We start from the raw sequence: 26188 nt of genomic DNA, 5'->3' as shown, positions 1-26188 counted from the left end.
AAAGACTTAGACGTCTGTAAGTAGATTCTTATTTTCTCTCTGGTGAGATAAAAGACAGAGCTTGATATCAGCGGAAAAGAGTTAAAAAAATGCATCCGTCATAAATCATCATAACGACGACCATGACGAATGCATCACCGAGCCCTGGACAGCTTTTTGTTACAAAAGCAGACCGAAAAGCTCAACAAGCTCGAATAACAAACCTGCTTAAAAAGAGATAACCCCTTTCAGCAGTTGCTGATTATTAACCACACTATTCTGGTAATCTAACCCGACGGTATGAAAGTCAAAATGATGAGTTAACATCATGTTAGCGGTTAGTTTGCCTTCTGCCATCAAGCGTTGTACTTTAACAAAATCCTCTTTGGTGGCATTACGGCTGCCCATCATTGTGGTCTCTTTCTTATGAAAGTCTGGATCACTAAACTCCAAATTACCTTTAAACAAACCGACAAAGACAATTTTGCCTCCGTGTCTGATTAAATTAACCGCGTTGTTCATTGCATGTGGATTACCCGTTGCATCAATAATGGTTTGCGCCAATGAACCATCAAACTGTTGCAGCAGTTGTGACTCAAAATCTTCAGCAAGAGGATCAATCGCCAATAAACCCAGCTCTTTTTCAACATGCGCTCGACGTTCCGCTTGTGTATCCGCAACAATCACTTTAGCACCATCAGCCGCGGCGATGGCAGCTGCGCCTAACCCAATAGGTCCAGCGCCAACGACTAGCACATGTTCGTTTTCCACCATCTGAGCACGACACACCGAGTGAGCACTGATGGCAAATGGTTCAATCAAAGCGGCGGTGTTGTCATCCACACCGTTGACTTTAAGTACATTGCCTTTAGGAACGGCAAGGTACTCACAAAAACCACCGTCCTGATGAACCCCTATCACAGAGATGTTTTCACAACAGTTGGTTTTTCCGCTCTGACAAGATGCACATTTAAAGCAAGCCACATAAGGGATAAGAGCCACTTTGTCCCCAACCACAAACTCACCTTCGGCAGCGGAACCCATTTCGGTAATGGTGCCACACAGTTCATGACCTAAAACACGAGGATAACTAAAGAAAGGTTGGTTACCGGTAAAGGCGTGAATATCTGTACCGCATATTCCCACCGCTGCCACTTTAACAAGTACCTCATCATCCTTAACGGATGGTAGTTCTTTCTCGATATATTTCATCTCGAATGGTTTTTCACATACTAACGATTTCATCATTAATCTCTATTTCTTGTGGAGTTGAGTTAATTTTATTCGCTCTGTTTTTTAATTATAAAATTAACCACATATTCGTGATCAAGTACTCTTTATTGTGTTTTTAAATGGTATTTAATACCTGTGGAGGAGAAATATGGCCAGAAATAAAAACCTACGAGAAAGCACAGCGAATCAATTGTTAGACGCAATATCCATGGGACACATTCAATCCCCTTTGCCTTCTCAATCCTCATTAGCGGAGTTATTTGGGGTAAGCAGAACCACCATACGACATGTGGTCAATGATTTGTGCGACAAAGGTATATTGCAACTCTCAGATGGAGAGTGTGTGGTGCATCGGCAACCCGATGAAGCAGACACATTTGAGCAACCTGCATCCACAGATGAACTACAAACGTTAGAATTTGAACTGTTTTTTAATCAGTGCGTAAAAAACCGAGATATCATGCCCGGTAACGAGTTTACTGAGTTAGAAATGTCCAAGCGATCCAACTGCTCTACTCGTGTGGTCCGCGAATTCTTAATTAAGTTCTCTCGATTTAACCTGATTGAAAACATCTCGCGTGGTAAATGGCGAATGGTTCGTTTCGAGCACGGCTATGCGGCCAACCTTATTGAATTGAGAGAGATGCTTGAAAGTCATGCGCTGAATAAGTTCATGAACTTACCAAAAGATGATGCGCGCTGGAAAGAAGCTAAAATTCTGTTGCAATCTCACCGAGAGTTGCGAGAAGAAGTCGTCAATGAATACCAAGCGTTTTCTGATCTTGACCGTTCATTTCACTATTTGATCTTATCTGCAGCAAACAACCCGTTTATGGAACAGTTTTACGAGATCATGTCGGTAATATTTCACTATCACTACCAGTGGGACAATAGTGATCTGCGTAAACGAAATATGGTTGCCATTGAAGAGCATATGGCGGTGTTAAGCAAGATGCTTATTGGCGATGACATAGGGGCGATTGGTGCTTTAAGTCACCATTTGCAGACCGCCAGAAGAAATATGGAACACAGTCTGATTACCGATAAAACAGAGCCAGCGTAATGCTGGCTTTGGTGATCGTTAAGTAGGCTTATTGATTGACTAACGCCACCGCCTCTTTTGTTAGTCGTCCTATCTCTTGCCACTCTCCTCGGGCGATCATTCCTTTATCCACCATCCAAGAACCACCGCAAGCAACCACTCGCGGGATAGCTAAGTAGTCATTGATATTGTTGGCGTTAATGCCGCCAGTTGGCATTATTTCAATATCAGTGTACGGCGCTAACAATGACTTAATCATGTTTATACCACCAGACGCTTCCGCCGGAAAAAACTTAAGGGTTGTCAATCCCATCTCTAAAGCCGCTTCCACACCACTTGGGTTATTAATGCCAGGAATAATATCAATTCCCAATTCACGGCACGCCTTTACTGTATTTGGATTAAAACCCGGAGATACCACAAACGTCGCTCCGGCCTCTTTAGCGGCGATAACCTGATCGCGATTTAATACCGTTCCAGCACCAATTAACATCTGCGGATATTCGGCTCGTAATAATCTAATAGCCTCAATTGCAGCGTCAGAGCGAAATGTAATCTCGGCAACGGGCAAACCATTTTCCACTAAAACTTTGCCCAATGGCACAATATCTTCGGCATTTTCTATCGCGATAACAGGGACAACTTTATAGGCCTTAAGCTGTTCAGTAATGGTACTCATCGGTTTTCCTTTTATTTTTTAACTATTTGATAAATTGGAGCTTTATATTAAAACAGTGACTCGGTAATCGCTTTGGGCACGATGGCCCCAGCATGCTGAATGACCACGCCAGCCAACGCATTTCCTCTTTGGCAGGCAGCGGTTATCTCCTCATCTTCAAGATAAGCCGCTAGGAAACCGCCATTAAATGAATCGCCAGCAGAAGTCGTATCAACAACATGTTCAACCACTTCGGTGGTCACTTCGGTAACACTATTTGTGGCTAGTTCACTGTATACACACCCTCGACTGCCGAGCTTTATCACCGTCTTCTTAGTCCCCGCAGCATATAAGCGAGCCAATGTGTCACCATAGTGGCTATCGGACCAGATGAGCTGTTCATCATCAAACGTCAGCAAGGCTAATGAACAGAGGGGTAATATGGCAGAGTAGACTTGCCGTACGGTTTTACATTCGTCATCAGGCCAAAGTGCAGGTCGATAGTTGCTATCAAATGCAATCTCAACCCCTTGCTCTGCCAACTCAGCTAACAGAACGATCAGCTTTTCTCTGTCTTGAGGTTCGAGAATGGCTAAAGAGATGCCACTTAAAAACACCATGTCCATTTCTCTAAGCGATTGGGCAACCTGTTCAAAGTCTGGATGTTGAAAAAGATACTTAGCCGCAGATTGATTTCGCCAATACAGAAACGTTCGCTCACCCTGAGCGTCTAACTGAATCAGGTAAAGACCGGGAGAGCGTTTATTGTCAGTTAACACCAGTTCCGTTGAGATACCTTCATCTTGCCATCGCTTTATCATCTCTTGGCTCAAGGCATCACTACCCATAGCAGAGACAAAATGAACATTTAACGGAGCTTTAGCCGCTCGTTGCAAGTAGACAGCAGCATTAAGTGTGTCACCGCCAAATGTTTGCGTCATAGCGCCAAACGGCTCTCCGTTCAGCTCTATCATGCATTCGCCAATGATTGCTATTTTTTTCACAAAGCCGCCTTTATTAACCGAATACTAGATTTGGTAGGCCAATAGAGATAACCGGTACATAGGTGATCAATAACAGCGCGACAATAAGCAGCAACCAAAATGGCAGTATCTCTTTTACAAAGTCTTCAATGGCGACCTTGGTAATGGAACAGGTGGTAAACATGACTGTACCTAACGGTGGTGTTACCGTGCCTATTGCACTGTTAAAGATAAACACAATGCCAAAGTGAACAGGATCGATACCGTACGACTTGGCCACAGGAGCAAGCAATGGCGCCAGTACAATCATTACCGCATTGCCTTCCAAGAACATGCCGACAATAAGGAGGAAAACATTCACCAACAGTAAGAATGAGAACGGACTTTCCACCGCATTCGTTAGCCACATAGCCAAACTTTGTGGAACACGCTCCCAAGTCAGGAACTTAGAAAAGCCCACCGCGACACAAATAATAAGCAGTACGTTTGCAGCCGACATCACCGACTCTTTAGTCGCATCCCACAAAAGTCGCGAGTTCATCTCCTTGTAAAAGAACACCCCTAATACCAATGCATAAAGTACCGCCGCTGCACCCGCTTCTGTCGGTGTAAATACACCAAAACGTATCCCACCAATAATAATGACAGGCAATAACAGCGCTAAAAACGCATCTTTGGCAGAAACAATCACTTCTTTAGCAGACGCTCGTTTTTCACGAATCGGGGCGTAATTGCGTTTCTTCGCAATGTAGGAGACCAACGCCATCATCATCATGCAGAGCATCACGCCCGGTACCACACCAGCCAAAAACAGTTTTCCGATGGAGACGTTATTTACGTAGCCGTAGATAATCAACGCAATGCCGGGTGGGATAATTGGCGTAATTAACGCAGAAGCCGCCGTTACCGCTGATGAAAATGATGCACTGTAACCACGAGCAACCATTTGAGGAACCAACAGTTTTGATCCCATTGCGGCATCCGCGATATTGGATCCTGAAAGCCCACCCATTAATGTACTTAACACCACATTCACTTGCGCCAAGCCACCGTTCATATGGCCCGTTAGTACCTCACTAAAGCGCAACAGACGCTTACTGATCCCTGAGTGATTCATAAAAACACCCGCCATGACGAAAAATGGAATCGCCAGCAAGGTCACAGACTCAAGACCTCCAGCCAGTCTCTGTATCAATATCATCATGGGTAGATGATCGTTAATCAAAAAATAACTTAAAGTGGCCAGAAAAATACAGAACGCCACGGGTATACCAATAGTAAATAGGATCAGCAGCGTAGAAATTGGAATAAGAACAGACATAATTACACTTCCTCGTTGCTAGAGGTAAAGAAAAAATAGATTTGACGAAGCTGGTGATAACTCATAAACAGAGCACTCACCGGCACCGCAGAATAGATATAGATATAAGGAATTTTTAATGCAGGTGTAAATCTCACCTGTGAATGAGGCAGCAATTTAAAACCCCAATAGATCATAAAAGCGATGGCAGTCATTACCAATATAGGCCTTAATAGACCATCCATAAACCGTGCTGCACCTTGTGGTAATTTTCTTATCAAGTAGTCAATTCTCACGACTTCATCATGGCGCATCAGAGCGCTTGCGCCCATAAAGGTCATCCATATAAATAGCGCAATGCAGATCTCTTCCACCCAAGAGCTTGGTGCATTGAAAACATAGCGAGTAACTACTCCGTAGCCCATCAATATAACAATAACTGCTAGCAGTATTGAGGCGACAATTTCGTCCAAACGACTGAATTTATCTACGTACTGAATAAAGGTTTTTAAAAAAGATTTCTCAGTGCCTTTTATAGACGTTTGTGAATGCATTATTTTCTCCGACTGAATCAACTAAGGGGCTCAAAAAGAGCCCCTTAACAGATTACATATTTGCTAGTTTGCTCTGGATGTTTTTGTAAAGGTTAGGAGACCACTCAGGGAAGGCTTCTTGAACCACGTCGCCAGCGGATTCTGCAAATGCAGCTGCGTCAACTTCGTTCATCTGCACACCTTCCGCTTTTAACTTAGCGAATGCGTCTTGCTCTAACTCATTAATCAGGTTCGCGCCATATTTGACCATATCACGGCTGCTATCAGTAATGATTTTCTGCTCTTCTGCAGATAGGTTGTTCCAGAATGTGGTGCCTGCAACAAATGGCGATAGCATTTTAATATGCCCTGTCATGCTTAAGTTTTGAGCAACTTCATGGAATTTACCACCATAAAGCACTACTGCTGGGTTTTCTACGCCGTCAATAACACCTTGAGACAATCCAGGGTAGACATCAGAAAGTGACATTGGCGTTGGTACACCACCCATTGCTTTTACTGTTGCAACCATTAAACGAGAATGCTGAACACGAACTTTCACACCCTTAAGATCACTTGGTTTTTCTACTTTCTTATTTGAAAGTAGGTGACGTGTACCATACACAACATCCGGCACGACCATTTGCAGCCCTTTGTCAGCTAACTGATCCGTTAAGCCTTTGAACCACTCCGTTTTCATTAGCTTGGATTTTTTCTCAAAAGATTGAGTGATGTAAGGCGCATTAACAACACCAAAATCAGGGATAGTGTCCATTAGGTAACCGTAAGAAGCGATGGCAATAATGTTGGCACCAAACTTGGCTTGCTCCAGTACTTCTGTTTCGCTGCCTAACTGACTAGATGGGAACAGTTGGAAGATAATCTCACCATTTGAACGCTCTTTAACTTGATCCGCCCAGTAGTGCATCGCCTGATCAATTGGCTCTCCCGGTTGGTTTCCATATGCAATCATAACTTCTGTTGCAGCTTGAGCAGCAAAGCTAACGCCAATAGATAGGCCGACAACAGCAGATAGCTTCTTAATTTTGGTGTGTAAGGTAGTCATAGGTTTCCCTTTTATTATTTGGTAGATATTTATCTCTATGTTGCAATTATAAAGAGTTCAGCGCATCTCGCATGCCCATTCTCTGAATATTGCTAACATGTTGGTTTACTTGAGAATTAAGATTAGCCAATGTGGTTAAGTCCATTCCCCAGTGCTCTTTCATCGCCAGAAACTGATAAACAGATTGAGAGATATCACTGTTTTCTTGCTTCCAGTCGGTAAATTTATCCAGTAATTCTGGTTGATCGTTAAGTGGAATTGCTTCATCTCCTCGCTTACCAAGATAGAAACAAAATAGTGCGGCAAGGCTAAAACTTAACTTGTTCGGTGCTTGGTTATTCAGCTCGATATAACGAACGAGTTGAGGCAACAAACGAGTTTTAAATTTCGTCAGAGAGTTCAAGGCAATCGATATTAAGTAGTGTTTGATGTATGGGTTTTCAAAACGCTGAATAACGCTCTCTTTAAACGCCTCAAGTTCGTCTTTATCCATTGATAGCGTGGGTATTACCTCTTCATCTAGCATGGATTGAACAAACTCGGTCACATCAGCGTCTTTCATTGATTCGCCAACGGTATCCAGCCCCATTAAATAGGCAACCGGAACTAAAGCCGTATGAGCCCCATTTAATATGCCGACCTTGCGCTGCTTATAAGGTTTAATATCTTCCACTACCTTGATATTAAGGGCGCATTGAGACAGTTTTAATTTCTCTTTAAGCCAGTCAGGCCCTTGAATAACAAACAGGTAAAAGTACTCAGCTGCCGCAATAAAGTCATCCTGATACCCTAACGATTCAGCGAGCTGCGCGGCTTCATCTTTTGGATACCCTGTCACAATACGGTCAACCAAGGTTGAACAAAATGTATTGCAGTTGTTTAACCACTGTTTGTACTCCTCACCAAGTTGCCATAAATCAGCATATTGATTGAGAGTCTCTTTCAACATCTCGCCGTTGTAATCAATCAACTCACAAGGTAGGAATATCAGTCCTTTATCTTTGTCACCGTGAAATGTCTCAAAACGACGTAATAGAAATAGAGTTAACTTGGCAGGGAAACTTGCCGGTGGGAAATCACTGGCGCTGTCGCTATCACGAAACTCAATGCCTGCTTCAGTGGTATTAGACACCACCCATTCCAACATCGGGTTCTCAGCGACTTTTAGTACCTGCTCAAACTCACCGTAGGCCATTAATTCGCGATTAACACTGGTGATCACTTTCGGCTCTGATACCGCTTCACCCGCACCATTAATGCCCCGAATCAAAGCGGTAAACAAACCATCTTGTTTGTTTAACGTTGGATGACCGGCATCTATTGGTCTCACTACGGTAATACCGGCATTAAAGTCAGTCTGCTCATTCAATAACTGAACCTGCCAATCAAAAAATGCTCTGAGGAAGTTTCCTTCACCAAACTGAATTATTTTTTCCGGATAACAGTGATGCTCCGAATCGACTCTTTTTAACGCTTGTATCATTACTTAATCCTTAACGATAATTTTCTCTGTATGTCGGACAGGTGTTATCGACTGAAATGAAGTTTATGAGCTTAAAATGCATTTTTTATAAAAAAGAGTCTTAAACGTGTTTGTGATCATCCTTAACTGTATTTTATCGGTATTTTATTCAGTAAAAAGCCATTTTAAGGTCAATTATTATTCAATAAAGCGCCTAATTGGCGCTGTTTCTACGGTTTTTTTTGAAGAGAGATGTTTTTTATTGCTTAAAATACAAATTAGTCATAGCATTAACAACTGTCGGACAGGGTAACTATTAAGAGATACCCTATGAAAAAGCTAATTAAAATCAATGTCACTGATAATGTTGTCGTTACCCTTGAAGACATCTATCAAGGAGACTGCTTTGACATTGATGGCACAACCATTACTGCATCAGCAGATATTGCTCGTGGCAATAAAATGGCGATTGAAGAGATTGCCGCAAAACAAAACGTGATTAAATATGGTAACGCCATAGGTTACGCAACGGAATTTATCCCTTGTGGCGCTTTGGTTCATACTCATAATGTCAAAACTAATCTATCCACAACCGATGACTATCGTTACCTACCCAACTTTCCTCAACAAGATGAAACTGGCTTGGCTGATCGGTCATTTTTAGGCTACCCAAGAGAAGATGGACAAGTAGGTATACGAAACGAAATATGGGTGATTCCCACCGTCGGCTGTGTAAACGGCATCGCTAAACAAGCGATCAAGCAGTTTACCGCTCAGTTCAGTAAACTCGAATGTGATGGCGTCTACCTATTCCCCCACAACTACGGCTGCTCTCAATTGGGTGATGATCATGAAAATACCCGCAACATACTGGCAGATATGGTAAAGCATCCAAATGCCGGTGGCGTTTTAGTCATTGGACTTGGCTGTGAAAATAACCAGATTGCTCCTTTTAAAGAACTTGTAGGCGAAGTTGACGACCGTCGAGTTAAGTTTATGGTTGCTCAGCAAGAAGACAATGAAATCGAGGCCGCAAACAAGCTGCTCGATGAGATTTATCAAACCGTAAGACAAGATACGAGGCAGACAACACCGATCAGCAAGCTAAACGTTGGCCTAGAGTGCGGAGGCTCTGACGGCTTGTCCGGCATCACGGCAAACCCATTACTTGGTCTGTTCTCTGACTACCTGATTGAGAAAGGGGGAACATCGGTACTAACTGAAGTACCCGAAATGTTCGGTGCTGAACATATTTTATTTGAGCGCTGTATAAACCAGCAGACATTCGATAAAGCCGTTGCCATGGTTAACGACTTTAAGCAGTACTTTATCGATCACAATCAGCCTATTTATGAGAATCCATCCCCCGGCAATAAAAAGGGCGGCATTACCACCTTAGAAGACAAGTCTATCGGTTGTACGCAAAAAGCAGGTTCAAGCAAGGTCGTCGATGTACTCCATTACGCTGATAGGTTGAGTCAATCGGGTTTAAACTTGCTCAGTGCCCCGGGTAATGATGCAGTTGCGACTTCAGCATTAGCCGCAAGTGGCTGCCATATGGTGCTATTCTCGACAGGTAGAGGGACACCTTATGGTGGTTTTGTACCGACGGTAAAACTGGCCACCAATACTGAACTGGCCAACAAGAAAAAGCATTGGATAGATTTCAACGCTGGACAATTAATCGATGGTATCCCTATGGAAGAGTTGCTGCAACAGTTCATTGAGTTGGTTATTGACATTGCGAGTGGAAAACAGACGAAAAATGAGTGCAACGAGATTCGAGAACTGGCTATTTTTAAATCTGGAGTGACAATGTAACGCTGTTGAATAGCATCTTTTAGTCATTGAAAAATAATAAAATTAATATCAATAAATCACCCTATACTCAAGTAACGTCAAGCTGCTTGAGTATATTGTTTAATAGAACACACACTGCTCTGCTATGTGTGTTCTATCTTATCTGTTTAGCACAAATTTGCCTTCTGGGCATTGAAACAACTCGGTCTCATTTCTATGGTGCAAACGGATTTCACTCACTTTTCAAGCCATAACTTTTAAACTTCTCTAGCACGATGGCCATCTCCTCTTTCGACAAGGTAGCGACCTCCGATTGAACAGACAACACCTTTAAATACATCTTCGCGAGCGTTTCAACTTCATTGGCCAGCCATAATGCTTTCTCTAGGTTCACTTCCATCGCTAACATGCCATGATGCTGCATTATTATCGCCTTACTTGTTTTAATCCCTGACGCCACACTATCTGCCAAAGCTTGTGTACCGAACGTAGAATAAGGAATGCAGGGCACATGATCCCGTCCGGTGACCGCGACCATGTAATGAATCGCCGGGATAGGCTGATTTAAAATGGAGACAACGGTTGAGTTAACAGCGTGATTGTGAACCACTGCATTGAGTTCAGGTCGAGCTAAAAAACAACTTAAATGAAAATGCCATTCACTAGACGGCACCTTGTCACTATCAAAATGGCCAGTGTTATCAACATAGACGATCATATCTGGGGTAAGCTTCTGGTACGGAATGCCACTTGGCGTGATCAGCATACCCTCTTTATAGCGGACACTGACATTGCCTGATGTACCTTGATTTAGCCCCAACGCATTCATCTCTAAGCAGGTATCAATCACCTGTTGAGACAGAGATTCACGATTCATAACATCTCCTAAATTAAAGGGGCTTTACGCCCCTATACAGCTCTATAATCTCACTTTAAATCCGCAAACAGTTCAGAGAGAGCCTGTTCACTGGCTTCGCATATCCCACGTTCAGTAATTAAGCCCGTCACGTAACGTGCCGGCGTCACATCAAATGCATAATTACCACACTGAGTTCCCTCTGGGGCGGTGTTTACCCAACTGCGCTGCCCATTGGCATCAACGCCATAGACATGAGATTGCTCTTCACCGGCTCGCTGTTCAATAGGGATCTCTTTTACTCCGTCTGATACCGTGAAATCTATGGTTGGAGAAGGAAGAGCCACATAAAATGGTACGCCGTTATCCTTAGCAGCCAATGCTTTAAGGTAGGTCCCTATTTTATTGCACACATCACCATTAGCGGTGGTACGATCGGTACCGACTATGCATAAATCCACCTCACCATGTTGCATCAAATGTCCGCCTGCATTATCGGCGATCAGAGTATGAGGAACGCCATGAGAACCTAATTCAAACGCCGTTAGCAATCCTTGATTTCTTGGTCGGGTTTCATCTACCCACACATGGATATTGATACCCGCTTCATGGGCTTTATAAATAGGAGAAATAGCCGTGCCCCAATCAACCGTCGCTAACCAACCGGCATTACAGTGAGTGAGAACATTCACCACCGAACCCTCAGGCTTTGTGGCGGCAATTTTTTTAATAATTTCTAGACCGTTTTCTCCAATTCGTTCACATAACTGAACATCTTCATCGGCTATCTCTGCGGCAAGAATATAAGCCGCGGTTTCTCGTTGATAGGGAGGCACATCTAACAGATGTTTGCGTACTCTATCCAATGCCCATTTTAAGTTGATGGCGGTAGGACGAGTCTCCACCAAGACGTCGTAGCAATTGTGCAGATTTTTATCACTCGGATCTTCTTTCATACCTAGCGCAACACCATAGGCGGCAACAGCACCAATAAGCGGTGCACCACGAACCCACATATCTTTAATGGCTGTCGCGGCAAGTTCCATTGACGTTAATTGAATCACTTCCAGATCAAACGGCAATTTGGTCTGATCGAGAATTTCCACTGTGCGACCATCGTCCGCCACCCAGACAGTACGATAATGTTTACCTTTTATTTTCATAACGACCTCTTAACACTGCTTCGCATAGGATTGAATTGAAGCAAAACTGCTGTAATCTTTCGCGTTAACAATAAGCTCTCTTGCCAGTTTTAGAGCTTTACGTTCGCAACTGGCTCGCAGATCTTGATCTTCTATCTCTTTAAAATCGGCCACACCAGCAAAGCCGATAATTCGGCGGTTAATCTCTAAACCAGCGTTCACTAATGTCTCTTCTAATAGCTGCGCCATAAAATCTCGCTGAGCATATTCCAGTGCTTGTGAGCCCAAGCCGTTTTGGTATATTTCGAGAGGATAAGCGTCTCCTTCGACTTTCTCGTTCCATAACTGAATAAAGTGAGAAGAGAACACACTCCATGTTGTTTCCATCTGCTCAATCAACCATTGTTGGTCATTAGCACACGCTTTCTCATCTGGCTCCCAACCCGGTCTGGCAAAATATGAGAACCATAAATTCCCCATATAATTACCGATATCAAATGCCATCGGTCCCATAAAACCAAACTCTGGATCTATTACTTTGGTTTCTGTTTCCGTCACCATGATGGAACCGGAATGCAAATCACCATGTAATAACGCTTGAGACTCGGTCATAAACTTATATTTGTACTTCATTGCCACCTGAATCATCTCAGCATCTTGCCAAACACGTTTGATGTCTTCATCAAGCTGAGGAGTTGTCCAGTTATTACGTTCTGCTTGGTAATAAGGCTCTGTAAAAATAAGATCTTCGGTGATTTTGCATAGCTCATGGTTGACCGCAAACATCGACACTAAGGCTTTTTTCTCTTTAGCATTCATTCCTATATCTGAGGTATGGAACAGTGTTTTTGCCAAAAATATTCCGACATCCTCAGATAAACTTGCAAATCTCTTACCTGCAATGAGCTCTTTTCTTAAAATGACGTAAGGAGTTAAAAACTCCATGGCAAACACCGCCATGGTGGGATCGTAAAAGTAGACTTGAGGCACCAATTTATGTCCAGCAACCCGCGCTTCTACTTCAAGAACATTGTATTCAAAGTAGGCTCTTGTTAATGACAGTTGCCACCCCTCGCCTGCCGCTCTCACATAAGGTAATGCTTGTTTAACGATAATGGTGCGCTCTAACCCTTCAACAATAAACACTAGATTGAGGTTTCCATCACCGACTTCTTTTACCGTCCATTGGCTTGCGGAACCACCAAGACAAATACTGTCAGGAAGTTTTTTTTCTAAATAAAAAGGCAGAGACTCACAAGTTTGAGGTACATACCCTTCTGGCACGATATTTGGCATAACGACCATCCTTACAACTAAATGATTTGATATAAGGACGAGAGAGCTCTCGTCCTACTTTCAAGTGACTCGTTTTAATTTGTTGGCATTGGCATCCATGCAGGTGCTAATACGGTTGACTTGGAGAATGATGGGATTTTATTTACAAGATCATCCATATTTTTAATGTCTTGCTCATTCAACATGTCTTGAGTAATAAGCACGGGTGGTACTGTTACTTGCTTGTCGACCGACTCACCTTTCATCAGCATTGCTAACGCTCGAACACTCACCTCTCCCATGATAGAAGGGTTCGTTGCCACGGTAGCGACCCATGCACTGTTTTTCTCTCTCATGGCTTGAATATCAGAGTTAGAGATATCGGCACTATAGATTTTCACTTGTTTAGATAACCCAGCTTCATCTACTGCAATCTTGATCCCTTTAGCAAACTCATCGTAAGGGGAGAATGCCACGGTAATATCTGGGTTCGCTCTAAATACAGCCGCTGCCTGATCCGCTACCTGATTAGGAATCGGATTGTTCATGGTTCCAAAACGAGCAATTTCGGTAATATTTGGATATTTGCCTTTAAATTCAGTAAACACTTCGTCACGTCTATCTAATGGCGGAATACCGGGAACATACACGTACGCGGCTTTCCAATCTTGGCCGTTGTCTTGCACTGCCTGCTCTAAAGAGAGACGAGCAATAAGGTGGTCATCTTGGTTGATCTGAGGAATCGCAGGGTTATCGGCATTTACGTCGAATGCCACCACTTTAATTCCGTTTTGCACGGCCATATCTGCCAGATCTTTAATGGAATCAGTAAAGCCGTGTTGAAGTACAATACCGTCGTAACCTTTCATAATCGCTTGTTCAAGTTGGTTACGTTGCAGTGCTGCATCTTGTCTTGCATCATAAACATCTAACTTTAGACCCAGTGCTTCAGCCTGACGTTTGACTCCTTTAAGGTAAAGTTCTGGGAAGTCCCCCTGAGACAGATAGCGAACATGCGCTATTTTCATCTCTTTACCTTCAAATGGAGAAGTGGTTTCCGCAGTGACTGAATTTGCTGCTAGCGCACCTATAATAGATGCACCTAAAGCAAGTTTTTGTAGGGTTTTCATTATAATTTCCTTATCTTTATGCACGTTTATTGGATAGGCCAAAGGTAAACATTAACGCTGCTACCAAAACTAAGCCTTTTATAAAGTCTTGCGTGTAATAGGGAGTATTCATCATGGTTAAACCGTTTAATAACACCCCCACAAATAGTGCTCCAATGGCAGATCCTTGAGCATTTGGTCGTGCTGCACCCAGTACAGCAAAACCGATCAACGCCCCTGCAACGCCATCCATTAGCAATGAGTTTCCTGAACTTACGTCTCCGCGTCCGATACGAGCAGCCAGAAGTATTCCACCAATTGAGGCGTATACACCGGACATCACATAGGCGACATAGCGGTAAAACTTAACCCGAGCACCCGCAAGTTTCGCAGCCTGCTCATTTGAACCAATGGCATACATCACCCGGCCATGACGAGTACGTTCTAAAAACAGGTAAGTAATCACCGCTAAAATCAGCATGATAATGACGGGGACCGGAATAATGTCGAAAACCCGAGCTCGTCCTAGGAAAAGGAAGCTATCTGAAAAAGTACCTGTCGCTGTTTCACCGTTGCCCAAGCTCATACCGGTCGAAATTGAACGACCTTGAGTCGGAATAAGCTGTAACCCCAACAACAGAAACATCATGCCTAATGTGGTGAGAAGATCCGGCACTTTCATCTGTACGGTCATAAAGCCATTCACTAACCCCACCAGCACACCAACCGTGATAGCCGCAATAATTGCCATTGTTGTGCCGCCATCAAACACCACCATGACATAACTGGCCGTCATCATTGAAAACGCAGCCGTGGAACCAATTGAGAGGTCAAAACCGTCAACAGCCAAGGTTGCCGTTACCCCTAAAGCAAGAATGGCAACGATAGAAACCGACTGCAGAATGATCATCATATTAATGGTGCTAAGAAAAGCGGGTTCTGCCAGGGAGAAAATGGTTAGCATCAGAGCTAACAAAATTAATAAGCCGTATTTAATGGCAAACTCACGCATATTTTTCATTGTTAACATCCTCTGTTGAAATGGTTTTCTGTATCGATTTTTCAGGAGCGGCCGCTATTTGATTAATAAGCGTTGGCATATGTATCGTGTCAATTAAGTGCTCTCCAACCATATTGCCGTGGTTAAACACAATAATTCGGTCTGCAATCTCTAACGCTTCTTCAACATCGGTACAGACCGCAATGGTGGTTCTATTTTGTGCTGTCGCCCGGAGTAATTCTCCAATCTGGCGTCTGGATGATATGTCTACACCTTGGAAAGGTTCGTTTAGTAACAACACGTTGCAATCATTAAGCATCCATCGAGCAACCATGGCTTTTTGTTGATTGCCTCCCGATAGCGTCAAAATAAGATCAGCCTGATCGGTATATTTTACTTTGGTGGTTTCAATGGCCTGCTCCACCTGTTTCTTTTCGGCGTCTCTATGGATAAAGCCAAAAGTGGAGACCTTTTTTAAAAATGGCAAGCTGACGTTCTGTTCAATGGAAAAGTCGGGAATAAGTGCGTTGTTACCACGGTCTTCTTGCACCATGTAAATACCACTATCAATGGCGTGGTGCGGGTTCTTTGGTTGCCAGCTATTTTCTTCTAGCTTAAGTTGACCATGAACAAACTTATTCATACCGAAGATGCCTTCCACCACAGAAGCACAACCCGAGGAGAGTAATCCTGTCAGGACTACGATCTCACCGGTTTTAAACGATAGATCAAAGGGCGTTGAGTGTTCCGTTAGCTGAACCTGCTCTAGCTCTAGCATCGGTTTTTGTCCCGCAACAAATGAGTGTCTTACCTCACCAACTGCATGGCCTAGCATGGAGTCTACCGCGGCATCATAGTCTAAAGGGGGTTCAAACCAGCCAACAATCTTACCTTCTCGAAGTGCGGCTATTTGGTCCGAAAGCAGGCGGATATCCGACATGCGATGGGAGATATAAACAATCGCCACACCCTGTTCACGCATTGCTTTAACGGCTTCAAATAGTTTGACTGCTTCCGTTTCCGATAAGCTAGAAGTGGGTTCATCTAAAATAAGTAACTTAGGAGTGTCAGAAATAGCACGGGCGATGGCCACCAATTGCTTGTCCGCCTGAGATAACTCTGAAACAGGTGTATCTAGTGGCAGATCAAGACCAATTTTTTCCGCCAAAGGCTTAGCTTGTTGGTGAAGTTCTTTCTTTGAAATAAAGGTGGCAAACCGACCGTCACAAAGTTTATCTAAAAGCAGATTTTCAGCAATCGTCAGCTCTTGTACTACCCCATCATTAATAATCTGATGAACAGTAATAATCCCTGCTTCTCGCGCATTTTGAGGGCTAGAGATATCAATAGACTCACCATTGATAAAAACACTGCCCTCGTCGGCTTGATAAACACCGCTTAATATTTTCACGAGTGTCGATTTACCCGCACCGTTAGCACCAAGTAATGCCAGTACTTTACCGCCTTCAATTTTAAAGCTCACATCATGCAAAACCGTATTGCTTGCAAACTTCTTTTTTATGGCTCTTATCTCAATAGTATTCGCTACTTCTGACATGGACCACTCCATTTATCCGTGAATGGAATTAACAAAAGTAATCCTAATAGATCATATGTAAAGAAAACTGTGATGTGACCAACAGTTTAAAAACTGAACAATTATTATGGTGCTGTATGATTGATTTTTATGAACTCAGTCAAATATTACCCCTTTCTGCAATATTAAACAGGCATACGGTCTTAAATCGCTGGTTGATATGATCACTTGGCACTGTCGAGCTTGCTTATAAAAATCCATCCTATCGACTAAAGATTCAGTATGTTCTGACTCATCAGATTGATTAATTGTATGCAGAAAATCCTTTGCTGCATCAGTAGGTTGGTCACTGTTGTCTTGTGCCATGATAGAGATAGGATGTGAAGTGAAAGCGTCTAGCGGCATATGATAAATAACCGCCTCCAACATTTGAGTTACGTCTACTCCGGGCATAGAAATATGCCGGTGTTCACTGGTCGATTCAGCAGGAAAATTAGCATCTACAATGGCCAACGTATCACCGTGTCCCATAGACTGAAGGGTATAAAGTAAATCTGCCGATAGAAGAGTATGTATGTGCTTAAGCATAATGTTTACCTTTGTATTTACAATAATTCAAAAGTATATTACGCTCATTTTAGTTTCATGTGTGTCTGTTATTTTCTATAATTGCAAAAAATGAGACCACATACAGAAGTTAAATAATGAAAAGAGGTAAGGCGAATGCCAAGCTCTGTGCTCAATAATATCAGCGCATTTAACCGCGATCCCATGCTACATGCGACCTGGTTATACTATCAAGAAGGCTTAAGCCAGACAGATGTAGCCAAGTTGATGGGTGTTTCTAGAGTAACAGTGGTGAAATATTTACAATCTGCGCGAGAAAAAGGATTGGTGCAGATTGATCTTGATTTGGAAGCCTTTTCCTCTATACAAAATTCATTAACGATAAAAGAAAAGTTTCAATTAGATAGCGTCATCATTGTCGCTGATGGACAAGATGCGGCTCAAAGGGATAACTCCCAGCTCATGCGGAAGCGATTAGCCAATGCTGGCGGAATGTATCTCAATCAAACCATTGAAGACAATGACGTTCTTGGTGTCGCGTGGGGAAGAACCATTCATCAGATGGGGAATATGATGACACCTCGCAACTGCAAAAACGTGACCGTTTTGCAGATGTTAGGCTCAATGCCTTGTCAGCCTGACTTTACCACCATTGAGTCATCTTCCCAGATCGCCAATAAACTGTCAGGAAAAGTCGTCAACTTGCATGTTCCTGCTGTGGTTTCTAGCTCTCGTTTAGCAATGGAGCTTCAAGCGGAACCAATTATTCGTTCTAATTTTGAAACCCTAACGAAATGCAATAAAGCACTGTTTGTCGTTGGCAATGTATTTGATGAAAACCCATTAATTCGGGTTGGTGTTATCTCAAAACAGCAGATGCAACACTACCGAGAATTGGGCGCCGTAGGGGTTATCTGTGGTCGATTTTATGATAAGTACGGTAATCCTGTCGTGGCGGAAGTGGACCTTCGCATTTTGGGTATCAGTCTTGCGCAGCTTAGACAAATCGACAAGCGTATTTTTGTTGCTGGAGGAGAACGTAACTTTGAAGCGACATTAGGTGCAATTCTTGGCGGATACGTTTCAAGCCTTATTATTGATGAAGCCACCGCTGAATTTTTGCTTAAATGTGATATTCCCGTGGAGTAAACTCAGTAAACATCATAGCCAAGTAACCTAGAGGTGCTAAAGGTCAGGTTGATTTGGCTAATAGCAATCTTGCGGTATTTATAGTCGATTTGGCAAACATAAATAGCATTATTTATATTGGCGCTTACTGCTTAATCAATAACAGTAAGCGCCAAATAGTAACAACCTCTACTGTCCAGATGAGAGCAAATCAGGATTGATAACAAGGTTTCTAACCCCGTGAGCATGCTCTTCATCAAAATCGTTCTCCGTTAGCCACTCCACCACCGAGGCAATATTAACTTTCACGACTTTGGAGCGAACACTCCAGGTAACTTGAAAAGGAGATCCTTTTTCATTGTAGCTAGGGCCAGTTGTGGAACCGGCATATTGAACGGGTTTTCCGCTATTGCTCGGAATATTTAAAGCTTGGTAAAAACCACCTTTTTGACCATATTCAGTTAATTGACCAAAATCGAGCGCTTTTCCATCATTCACTAATACCATCACCTGTGTCTCAACACGTAACTGCGGGTTAGCTAATGAGTCTGATAGACAGGCACCCAATGTCGCGCCGGGTTCTACTTTCGCCGATGAATGAACATAATGCACTTCAATGGTATCACCAGACTGCAAGGTTCCTTTATTGTGTTGGTATGATGTTAGCTCCGCTTTACTAAGTTTACCGCTATAAACATAGCCACTATTGTAGCCCTTGCCATCACCATTTCCCGCATAGGTATTAAATTCGCCGCCCTTATGCTCTGCATTCTTATGTAAGTGAATGTTACATAGATTCATTTGATTAAATGCAGGAGCCGCACCAAATAGACGTTGGTTATTCCCGTTCAAACTGTCGATATCTCGAGGTGACTGAGGGCCAAATCCTTTGTTTTCAGTGTTTTTTGCCAAGGCCGCTCTTTGAGCGGCAATCACACTGTCGTCAACAGGTTTATCATAAGCAGCAAAGGCTGACGTTGAGCTAACAAATAAAACGGAGGCAACAAGTAGTTTCATGTTCATAAAAATAGTATCCCTATTGATAAAAATATTTTTACGAAGATAAACTAACATTGGAAATTAGCGAACTGATAAACTGTAACGAAATATATAACTAAATCAGCTTGTTATTACTTACACACGTGTGTTCATTAAGACTCATGTTGCTGCAACCATTGCGTAGCGGGCCGCCAATTATCTACCCAATTAACCATGTTTTTGGCCGGCATTGGTCGAGCAATACCATAACCTTGAGCATATTCGCAGCCCATAGAGAGCAACTGAGTACCGTGTTCTATACTCTCAACCCCTTCTGCCGTCACATCACGGTTAAAGGCCGATGCCAAGCTGATAACTCCCTTAACAATTTCTCGGTCATCAGGGTCTTCAAGCATATCTCGAACAAAACTTTGATCAATTTTCAGCACCTTAACTGGTAGACGTTTTAGATAGGTTAATGAGGAAAATCCAGTACCAAAATCATCAAGGGCAAAACTGACTCCCATATCGATACAGGCATTCATTGTCTTTAATACATCTTCTAGATCACCCAGCTCATTGGTCTCTAGTATTTCTAATCGCAATAAACCCGGCTTAACCATTGGCCAAGCTGCCAACGCAGCGGCTAATCTATCCACAAAATCTTTTTGTTGTAACTGAAATGCATCGATATTGACACTAACAGGAAGCTCCAACCCTTCTGTTTGCCACTCCGCCATCTGGGCTAACGCACTATCAATTACCCACTCACCCAACTGCAAACTGATTGAATGGTTTTCTATAGAAGGCAAAAACGCCATTGGGTATACCAAGCCACGCTCAGGGTGATGCCATCGAATCAAGGCTTCCGCTCCGACCACCGCACCAGTTCTCATATTAACTTTTGGCTGAAAATATAGTTCAAACTGATTACTCTCTAGCGCTTGCTTAACTTCTTTTATCACTCTACGTTGTGTTTTCTTAGACTTATCTTTATTGATATCAAAGAAATGATAACGATTTTTGCCCGTCTGTTTCGCTACATACATGGCTTGGTCAGCATGACGCATCAACAGATCCGCATCAACTCCATCCTGAGGGTACAATGTCACGCCAATACTGGTTGAAACTTGCAATCGGTGCCCATCAATATTTATAGGTCTCATCGCGGCTTGAAGTAACCGTTGTAACACCAGCTCACAATCGGCTACTTTCTCGATTTCACCCATGACAACAACAAACTCATCGCCACCTATTCGAGCTAGGGTGTCCCCTTCTCGCAAACTACGATCCATATTCTGAGACAATTTGATCAGTAACTCGTCCCCAACATCGTGACCATAGCAATCATTAATCTTTTTAAATCCATCCAGATCAAGATACGCCACCGCCACTGACAAACCAAGCTGCTGACTATCCTCCATAGAGCAGCTTAGTCGTTCTGCTAGCAGAACGCGGTTAGGTAAACTGGTTAAAGGATCGTAAAGAGCAATATGTTCAAGCTGCTGCTGATGTTGTTTCATCGGTGTGATATCAATGAATAGCGAGACATAATTTTTTGTATTGTCATGGGCATCTGATACCGCACTTATTGTTGCCAGTACTGCATAAACCTCTCCACTTTTCTTGCTGTTCCAGATTTCACCGGTCCACTGTCGTTCATCCAGTAGCGCTCCCCACATTTCTCTATAAAACTGAGCATTATGCTTACCCGAACTTAACAGCCGTGGATTTTTACCGATAACCTCGTCTCGGCTGTAACCGGTAATCTGACTAAAGGTTTCATTAACCTCAACGATCTGCCCTGCACTATTAGTGATCATGATGCCTTCTCGGGCATGAGTGAACACGCTAGCTGCTAGCCTTAACTGCTCTTCGGTCTTTTTTCGATCAGTGATGTCATTAATCTCAATAACTCTCGCTTCTTTACCTTTATAGGTAATATTTTTTCCCTTAATAGAGAGTGGGTATCGCGTTCCATCTTTTCGTATTCCAATCGACTCATAAGCATCGGCAAAGCCGCTATGAATATAGCGGAGTACCTGTTTCACTTCCTCTGGAGCAATAAGAGTCAGGCCATTAATACCAATCAACTCTTGATAACTAAATCCGGTAATAACCGATAGGCCTTCATTACATTCAAGTACAACACCATTGTCATGTATAACAATCCCACCATAGGTTGCCGCACTAATTGCTTTGAATCGTTGCTCACTCTCTTGTAATGTTTTTTGAGTTAATGCCAATTGGCGATTAAAACGGTGAAGATAGAATGTAATTGAACTAATGAGTAGTAACAGCGTTAATGCTGCGATGAGGGTAACAACAATCCAACGAGGCAATTGGATGGGATTATCGGTATAAACAAACCCTTCTAAATTTTCATCCGAGTCAATAAGACCTGCCTTAATAAAGGTATCCGCCATATGCTGCCAACGCTTCGGATTCATATGGCCAATCTGTATAAGATTAGGAAGAATCAATTTACGCATCTCTTCAGCTTCATAACGTAAATGATCTCGAGATTTTTTTACATGGTACTTCTCTTTTAATATATCGATAATCTCATCGGTGTTTTCCATTGCATAGAGCCAACCTTTTAAGGTCGCTCTTAACATGGCTTTCACTCTTTCTGGATGTTGTTCAACTTCCTGTTCAGATGTAAAAAAGATATCACTATAAAAGTCCACACTATATGAGACGGGGTCAATAACGTTATATTCAATATTTTTCTGCTTTAAAACATAAGGTTCATTAGTGATATATGAGTTAAATGCATCTACGTTTCCATTAATAAGATCATTCAAGTCATAACTACTAGGAACAACATTCAATTGAGAGAACGCGACCCCTTCATTAAGTAGCATGGTTAAGAAGTCAGCATCTTCCAGCTTGTTCGCCAGCATCACCTTCTTACCAATAAGATCATGAACTGAACGTATTCCGGAGCTTTTTCGCGTTAACAGTACCGATGGAGAGTGCTGAAAAATAGAGGCAAGCGCAATCAGTGGCTCCCCTTGCAACCTTTGATAGAGCACTTCGCTATTTCCCACCGCATACTGCGCCCTCTCCGACAGCACCTCAGAAACGGGTTGATGTAAAGGGTCACCATTGCGAATTTGAACGTCTATTCCTTCTTGTTTATAAAACCCTTTCTCCAATGCTGCGTAATAGCCAGCAAACTGAAATTGATGATGCCAACGAAGCTGAACATAGACAACGTCTTGCTCTGATGGATGAGAAGCTTCTGCAACAAAAGAGTACGGTCCCCCGACCAACAATAAACCGATTAATACTATTCTACGACAGATAAGGCGTGTCACATTTTTAATTAGTGTCACTCTTTTACCTAAAGCTATAACGTTCAAATTAGACCTTGTTTACTAAGATGGTAGGCTTTCACCCAATAAGCACTAAGGCACATAATATATCGTACACACGCCGATATACAAAGGCGGAGTACCGTAAAGACCGCATTTGTCACTATAACTTTAGGCCAATAGAGCATTGCTTAATCAAGTTTACATGCCTTTTTGCTTTCGATTTACCCACGCTTGTTGATGAAAGATCGGTGACTTTTATAATTTGAATAGGAATTAATATCAACAAACTGGTCCATCCAGTTGATTTGTGTCTATACTCAGCCAATGTCAATAAAACAGAACTGTAGAATGAACGTTCATCATATCCAAGGTTACATACAATCCCTTTATCTTATCGAGTACCCAGACAAACTACTGCTGCTAGATGGGGGATGCCGCGAAGACGCAGAGGTAATTTGTTCATTTATTGTGGATGAGCTGAATCGCTCCATTACTGATCTTAAGGTTGTAATCGTCACGCACATGCACCCAGATCATGCTGGCGCAGCCAACACATTAAGAAAACGGACGGGTTGTGACATCGTCTCTTCAAAACATTTACATCATTGGTATAGCGGCTGGGACGGTTGGCTTATGTACCTAACAGACCTCTGTCTAGCAAAGTGGGTAGCAAAAAGACAAAACAAACCACGAGCATTTCTCTATTACTGGCCTTGGTTAAAGCCCGATATCCGACTAACCAATGAAGAGAACGTCCCCGGATTTGAGGAGTGGCAGATTATTGAGACACCAGGACATACGGATAGAGATCTCTCAGTACGACATATCCCTAGTAACCGTATCTACGTCGCCGACCTGATGGTACGAGTAAAAGGACGTTATATACCGCCATTTCCTGTGTTTTATACCAATAATTACCGTAAGTCCATCGACCGAGTTATGAGTTACCAGCCAGATTCGTTATGGTTAGCTCATGCGGGTGAGATACAGCTTGATGAAGATGACCTAGTTTATTTAATCAACTCGATTCCTAAAAGACCCACCACTCATTGGCGAGCAGTAAAATACAAGCTATCAAAAACGTTTGGCTTAATACGAAACCGATAGCCCTGTTTTTCTTACAGAGTATATTTGCTCAGCATGGTTTGCTGATATCTCGCAATATTCGCTACCTGCTCAGATTGCTGAACCATTTCTTCAATGTGCGATTTGGTTTCTATACTCTGTTCCGTAATTCGTCCTAAGCTCTGATGTACTTCTTGTGTCGCTTTCTCTTGCTGCTCAGTGGCTATCGACACATGTTCAAATCGATCTTTAATTTGATTCACTGCTGAGTCTATATCGCTAAACACCTGATCAATATCGACATTTGAGCGATTGACCTGCTCCATTTCTGCTCTACAACTTTTTGCTGTGTTATACGATGTTTTCACAGCAGTCACCAAATCAGACATTATCGTCCGAATGCTCTCCGTTTGATCACTGGTGCTACGAGCCAATTGGCGAACTTCATCCGCAACAACAGCAAAACCTCGTCCTTGCTCGCCTGCACGCGCAGCCTCTATAGCAGCATTAAGGGCCAGTAAATTAGTACTATCAGCAATACCACTAATCAGCTCAACCATCTGGCTTATTTTATCAACATTGTCATCCAATACCCTCATTAACGCCGTATTTTGATCAAGAGAACTTTCTAATGAAGATAACTTGGAACGGTTATCATTAATGACGTCGTTTCCTCTATTAACGCACTCTTTTGCTGATTGGGATTGCAGATAACATAAATGTGATGTCTTACTAATGTCGGTAATCGATTGTTGAAGTTGCTCTAAAGTCGCTGAAATAGCCGTTAAAGCATCATTTTGAATATCAAGGCTAGAATTGCTGTGTTCAAGAGCGTGATGGCTAGCTTCCACAGAGCTATTTAAAGTTGTGCAATTGTCACTAACCAGCGCAACCGAATCATGAGTAGTTGTAATCACTTGATTCAACTGCGACGCCAATAACTTCATCTCATAAGGACCAACGATATCCGTACTGAGTGACAAATCATGCTTACTCACTCGCACCATCTGATTTAATAAATTTACTAGCCCTTTATTAATCCAGCGTCGTAATAAAAACCCTGAAGCCACAACAAAACCAGCCAATACTGCAGCACAAATAATGATCAATAAGCTCACGTTATCCATGGTTTCTTTAACCACCAGTCGGCTTTGATTCAACATAGATACACTGGCGTCAGACATTAAGTTCAAGTGATTAATGGTCTGGTTTGCGAGTAATGTTATCGCTTGTAAGTCATTCACACTGTTTTGCTTAATTTGCTGACGATGCATAATAAGTGTCAAGATTCCCTGTTCTGCAAAGCCTTCTTTTACCATTTCATAAGGTGTCAATAAGCTAGAGAAATCGACAATTTCTGGATGCCACTCTGCAAAATCTTCGTATGCTAATCTTATTCCTGCGAAGCGATTTTTCATTTCACGAAATTGTGCTTTTGCCTTCTTCTGTTCAGTTTGCATCATTAACATTAAAAACGCGCTTTCCATTTCACTCGCTTGCGCTGAAAAACGATTTGCGGCATCAGATGCTTCTGGATTTTGTTGTACAAGAAATGAGGCTATCCTTGTCATCTCAGGTCCAATAGAACTTAATCCATAACGAAATGAAGAATTCAGTTCGTCAATTTTGTCTTTGAGCAAAACAATTTGTTCTTGCTGATCAAGGATAGCTAATGATTGTTTCTTTAAGTCATTAACCGCAACCAGCAAACCTTCATCATTTTCTATTGATGATGGCTCAATACTATTACCATTAAGGCTTTGCAGATCAATTAACAATCGCAAAACTTCATCCGAAAGTTGTTCAACTGATTGAACTGTAGAGCTTAGTCCTTCAGCGCTGCTTACGTGCAAACCTTCGTTAAGCACTTTAATTTGCTGTAATACATTTTTTGTTAGTTTTGCATTAGTCAGTGCAGACGGTAACGCGTGCTCAGATAGCAAAGAAAACTCTCGGCCAATATCATCAACACCTCGCTTACTGACCACCGATAACAACGTCACCAGCAACAAGATAGTGGCGAATATAATCACAATTGTTTGTACAACAGAAGTTGATAACTCAAACTTTTTTAAAAGGCTCATACGATAGTTCTTTAAAACATTGATGACTTGTTACGCAGTCTAGTAGGGCAATATGACAATAGTGTTTC

21 protein-coding genes are annotated in these 26188 nt (G+C 42.5%); 4 read left to right on the top strand and 17 right to left on the bottom strand.

Annotated features, from left to right (window positions below; translation table 11 throughout):
* Positions 1-207 precede the first annotated feature (207 nt).
* Entirely contained in the window at positions 208-1227 is a 1020-nt protein-coding gene (locus CHJ_RS06275; protein WP_317917189.1) for a zinc-binding alcohol dehydrogenase family protein, read from the bottom strand.
* 133 nt (positions 1228-1360) lie between these two features.
* Here CHJ_RS06275 and CHJ_RS06270 point away from each other — a divergent pair, with 133 nt between their 5' ends.
* Complete coding sequence (locus CHJ_RS06270; RefSeq protein WP_171751814.1) at positions 1361-2275, top strand: GntR family transcriptional regulator; 915 nt, start codon at positions 1361-1363, stop codon at positions 2273-2275.
* Positions 2276-2303: 28 nt separating this feature from the next.
* On the opposite strand, the gene CHJ_RS06265 is transcribed toward CHJ_RS06270, so the two are convergent.
* Genes CHJ_RS06265 through CHJ_RS06240 form a run of 6 tightly spaced genes read right to left on the bottom strand, consistent with a single transcriptional unit; the run spans position 2304 to position 8277 of the window.
* A complete protein-coding gene (locus CHJ_RS06265; RefSeq protein WP_317917188.1) occupies positions 2304-2933 on the bottom strand; it encodes a bifunctional 4-hydroxy-2-oxoglutarate aldolase/2-dehydro-3-deoxy-phosphogluconate aldolase in 630 nt (209 codons plus the stop codon).
* A 47-nt stretch (positions 2934-2980) separates the two neighbouring features.
* Entirely contained in the window at positions 2981-3916 is a 936-nt protein-coding gene (locus CHJ_RS06260; RefSeq protein WP_317917187.1) for a sugar kinase, read from the bottom strand.
* A gap of 13 nt (positions 3917-3929) precedes the next feature.
* Positions 3930-5216: a TRAP transporter large permease gene (locus tag CHJ_RS06255; protein WP_171751817.1), complete on the bottom strand. Its 1287-nt coding sequence runs from the start codon at positions 5214-5216 to the stop codon at positions 3930-3932.
* A gap of 2 nt (positions 5217-5218) precedes the next feature.
* Positions 5219-5749, bottom strand: coding sequence for a TRAP transporter small permease (locus CHJ_RS06250; RefSeq protein WP_171751818.1), 531 nt, complete (start codon positions 5747-5749; stop codon positions 5219-5221).
* A 52-nt stretch (positions 5750-5801) separates the two neighbouring features.
* Positions 5802-6794: a C4-dicarboxylate TRAP transporter substrate-binding protein gene (locus tag CHJ_RS06245; protein WP_171751819.1), complete on the bottom strand. Its 993-nt coding sequence runs from the start codon at positions 6792-6794 to the stop codon at positions 5802-5804.
* A gap of 46 nt (positions 6795-6840) precedes the next feature.
* Positions 6841-8277 carry a tagaturonate reductase gene (locus CHJ_RS06240; protein WP_317917186.1) on the bottom strand — a complete coding sequence of 479 codons (1437 nt, stop codon included), beginning with the start codon at positions 8275-8277 and terminating at the stop codon, positions 6841-6843.
* Positions 8278-8586: 309 nt separating this feature from the next.
* Between CHJ_RS06240 and CHJ_RS06235 the strand changes: the two genes are divergently transcribed.
* Complete coding sequence (locus CHJ_RS06235; RefSeq protein WP_317917185.1) at positions 8587-10077, top strand: UxaA family hydrolase; 1491 nt, start codon at positions 8587-8589, stop codon at positions 10075-10077.
* A gap of 211 nt (positions 10078-10288) precedes the next feature.
* Here CHJ_RS06235 and CHJ_RS06230 read toward each other — a convergent pair whose 3' ends face one another.
* From CHJ_RS06230 to CHJ_RS06200, 7 genes are all read right to left on the bottom strand, one after another.
* Entirely contained in the window at positions 10289-10933 is a 645-nt protein-coding gene (locus tag CHJ_RS06230) for an L-fuculose-phosphate aldolase (protein ID WP_171751822.1), read from the bottom strand.
* Between the two features lie 50 nt (positions 10934-10983).
* Positions 10984-12075, bottom strand: a complete 1092-nt coding sequence (gene mtnA / locus CHJ_RS06225) for an S-methyl-5-thioribose-1-phosphate isomerase (protein ID WP_317917184.1) — start codon at positions 12073-12075, stop codon at positions 10984-10986.
* A 9-nt stretch (positions 12076-12084) separates the two neighbouring features.
* Positions 12085-13350, bottom strand: a complete 1266-nt coding sequence (mtnK, locus tag CHJ_RS06220) for an S-methyl-5-thioribose kinase (protein WP_317917183.1) — start codon at positions 13348-13350, stop codon at positions 12085-12087.
* A gap of 74 nt (positions 13351-13424) precedes the next feature.
* Positions 13425-14459: a substrate-binding domain-containing protein gene (locus CHJ_RS06215; protein WP_171751825.1), complete on the bottom strand. Its 1035-nt coding sequence runs from the start codon at positions 14457-14459 to the stop codon at positions 13425-13427.
* 16 nt (positions 14460-14475) lie between these two features.
* The gene (locus tag CHJ_RS06210) at positions 14476-15459 is read right to left on the bottom strand and encodes an ABC transporter permease (RefSeq protein ID WP_216613324.1); all 984 of its coding nucleotides are present in this window, start codon (positions 15457-15459) and stop codon (positions 14476-14478) included.
* Positions 15443-16996, bottom strand: a complete 1554-nt coding sequence (locus CHJ_RS06205; protein WP_171751827.1) for a sugar ABC transporter ATP-binding protein — start codon at positions 16994-16996, stop codon at positions 15443-15445. Before CHJ_RS06205 ends, CHJ_RS06210 begins: the two co-directional genes overlap by 17 nt.
* A 135-nt stretch (positions 16997-17131) precedes the next feature.
* Complete coding sequence (locus tag CHJ_RS06200; RefSeq protein WP_317917182.1) at positions 17132-17563, bottom strand: RbsD/FucU family protein; 432 nt, start codon at positions 17561-17563, stop codon at positions 17132-17134.
* Between the two features lie 135 nt (positions 17564-17698).
* Between CHJ_RS06200 and CHJ_RS06195 the strand changes: the two genes are divergently transcribed.
* Positions 17699-18691: a sugar-binding transcriptional regulator gene (locus CHJ_RS06195; RefSeq protein ID WP_171751829.1), complete on the top strand. Its 993-nt coding sequence runs from the start codon at positions 17699-17701 to the stop codon at positions 18689-18691.
* Between the two features lie 168 nt (positions 18692-18859).
* On the opposite strand, the gene CHJ_RS06190 is transcribed toward CHJ_RS06195, so the two are convergent.
* Positions 18860-19693 (bottom strand): delta-class carbonic anhydrase, encoded by an 834-nt coding sequence (locus CHJ_RS06190; protein ID WP_317917181.1) that lies wholly within the window; start codon positions 19691-19693, stop codon positions 18860-18862.
* Positions 19694-19821: 128 nt separating this feature from the next.
* The gene (locus CHJ_RS06185) at positions 19822-22989 is read right to left on the bottom strand and encodes an EAL domain-containing protein (protein WP_317917180.1); all 3168 of its coding nucleotides are present in this window, start codon (positions 22987-22989) and stop codon (positions 19822-19824) included.
* A gap of 330 nt (positions 22990-23319) precedes the next feature.
* On the opposite strand from CHJ_RS06185, the gene CHJ_RS06180 reads away from it, so the two are divergent.
* Positions 23320-24078, top strand: coding sequence for an MBL fold metallo-hydrolase (locus CHJ_RS06180; protein ID WP_171751832.1), 759 nt, complete (start codon positions 23320-23322; stop codon positions 24076-24078).
* 11 nt (positions 24079-24089) lie between these two features.
* On the opposite strand, the gene CHJ_RS06175 is transcribed toward CHJ_RS06180, so the two are convergent.
* Entirely contained in the window at positions 24090-26120 is a 2031-nt protein-coding gene (locus CHJ_RS06175) for a methyl-accepting chemotaxis protein (RefSeq protein WP_317917179.1), read from the bottom strand.
* Between the last annotated feature and the right edge of the window lie 68 nt (positions 26121-26188).

It is taken from the genome of Vibrio sp. MACH09 (assembly GCF_033238805.1).
Lineage (GTDB): Bacteria > Pseudomonadota > Gammaproteobacteria > Enterobacterales > Vibrionaceae > Vibrio.
The sequence above is the reverse complement of the archived record's forward strand: the minus strand, read 5'-3'. Positions and strand labels throughout refer to the sequence as shown.

Excerpts from the sequence above, each read along its gene's own strand:
- CHJ_RS06275 (WP_317917189.1), bottom strand. The coding sequence starts at position 1,227 with ATGATGAAATCGTTAGTATGTGAAAAACCATTCGAGATGAAATATATC.
- CHJ_RS06270 (WP_171751814.1), top strand. The coding sequence starts at position 1,361 with ATGGCCAGAAATAAAAACCTACGAGAAAGCACAGCGAATCAATTGTTA.
- CHJ_RS06265 (WP_317917188.1), bottom strand. The coding sequence starts at position 2,933 with ATGAGTACCATTACTGAACAGCTTAAGGCCTATAAAGTTGTCCCTGTT.
- CHJ_RS06255 (WP_171751817.1), bottom strand. The coding sequence starts at position 5,216 with ATGTCTGTTCTTATTCCAATTTCTACGCTGCTGATCCTATTTACTATT.
- CHJ_RS06250 (WP_171751818.1), bottom strand. The coding sequence starts at position 5,749 with ATGCATTCACAAACGTCTATAAAAGGCACTGAGAAATCTTTTTTAAAA.
- CHJ_RS06245 (WP_171751819.1), bottom strand. The coding sequence starts at position 6,794 with ATGACTACCTTACACACCAAAATTAAGAAGCTATCTGCTGTTGTCGGC.
- CHJ_RS06240 (WP_317917186.1), bottom strand. The coding sequence starts at position 8,277 with ATGATACAAGCGTTAAAAAGAGTCGATTCGGAGCATCACTGTTATCCG.
- CHJ_RS06235 (WP_317917185.1), top strand. The coding sequence starts at position 8,587 with ATGAAAAAGCTAATTAAAATCAATGTCACTGATAATGTTGTCGTTACC.
- CHJ_RS06230 (WP_171751822.1), bottom strand. The coding sequence starts at position 10,933 with ATGAATCGTGAATCTCTGTCTCAACAGGTGATTGATACCTGCTTAGAG.
- mtnA (WP_317917184.1), bottom strand. The coding sequence starts at position 12,075 with ATGAAAATAAAAGGTAAACATTATCGTACTGTCTGGGTGGCGGACGAT.
- mtnK (WP_317917183.1), bottom strand. The coding sequence starts at position 13,350 with ATGCCAAATATCGTGCCAGAAGGGTATGTACCTCAAACTTGTGAGTCT.
- CHJ_RS06215 (WP_171751825.1), bottom strand. The coding sequence starts at position 14,459 with ATGAAAACCCTACAAAAACTTGCTTTAGGTGCATCTATTATAGGTGCG.
- CHJ_RS06210 (WP_216613324.1), bottom strand. The coding sequence starts at position 15,459 with ATGAAAAATATGCGTGAGTTTGCCATTAAATACGGCTTATTAATTTTG.
- CHJ_RS06205 (WP_171751827.1), bottom strand. The coding sequence starts at position 16,996 with ATGTCAGAAGTAGCGAATACTATTGAGATAAGAGCCATAAAAAAGAAG.
- CHJ_RS06200 (WP_317917182.1), bottom strand. The coding sequence starts at position 17,563 with ATGCTTAAGCACATACATACTCTTCTATCGGCAGATTTACTTTATACC.
- CHJ_RS06195 (WP_171751829.1), top strand. The coding sequence starts at position 17,699 with ATGCCAAGCTCTGTGCTCAATAATATCAGCGCATTTAACCGCGATCCC.
- CHJ_RS06190 (WP_317917181.1), bottom strand. The coding sequence starts at position 19,693 with ATGAACATGAAACTACTTGTTGCCTCCGTTTTATTTGTTAGCTCAACG.
- CHJ_RS06180 (WP_171751832.1), top strand. The coding sequence starts at position 23,320 with ATGAACGTTCATCATATCCAAGGTTACATACAATCCCTTTATCTTATC.
- CHJ_RS06175 (WP_317917179.1), bottom strand. The coding sequence starts at position 26,120 with ATGAGCCTTTTAAAAAAGTTTGAGTTATCAACTTCTGTTGTACAAACA.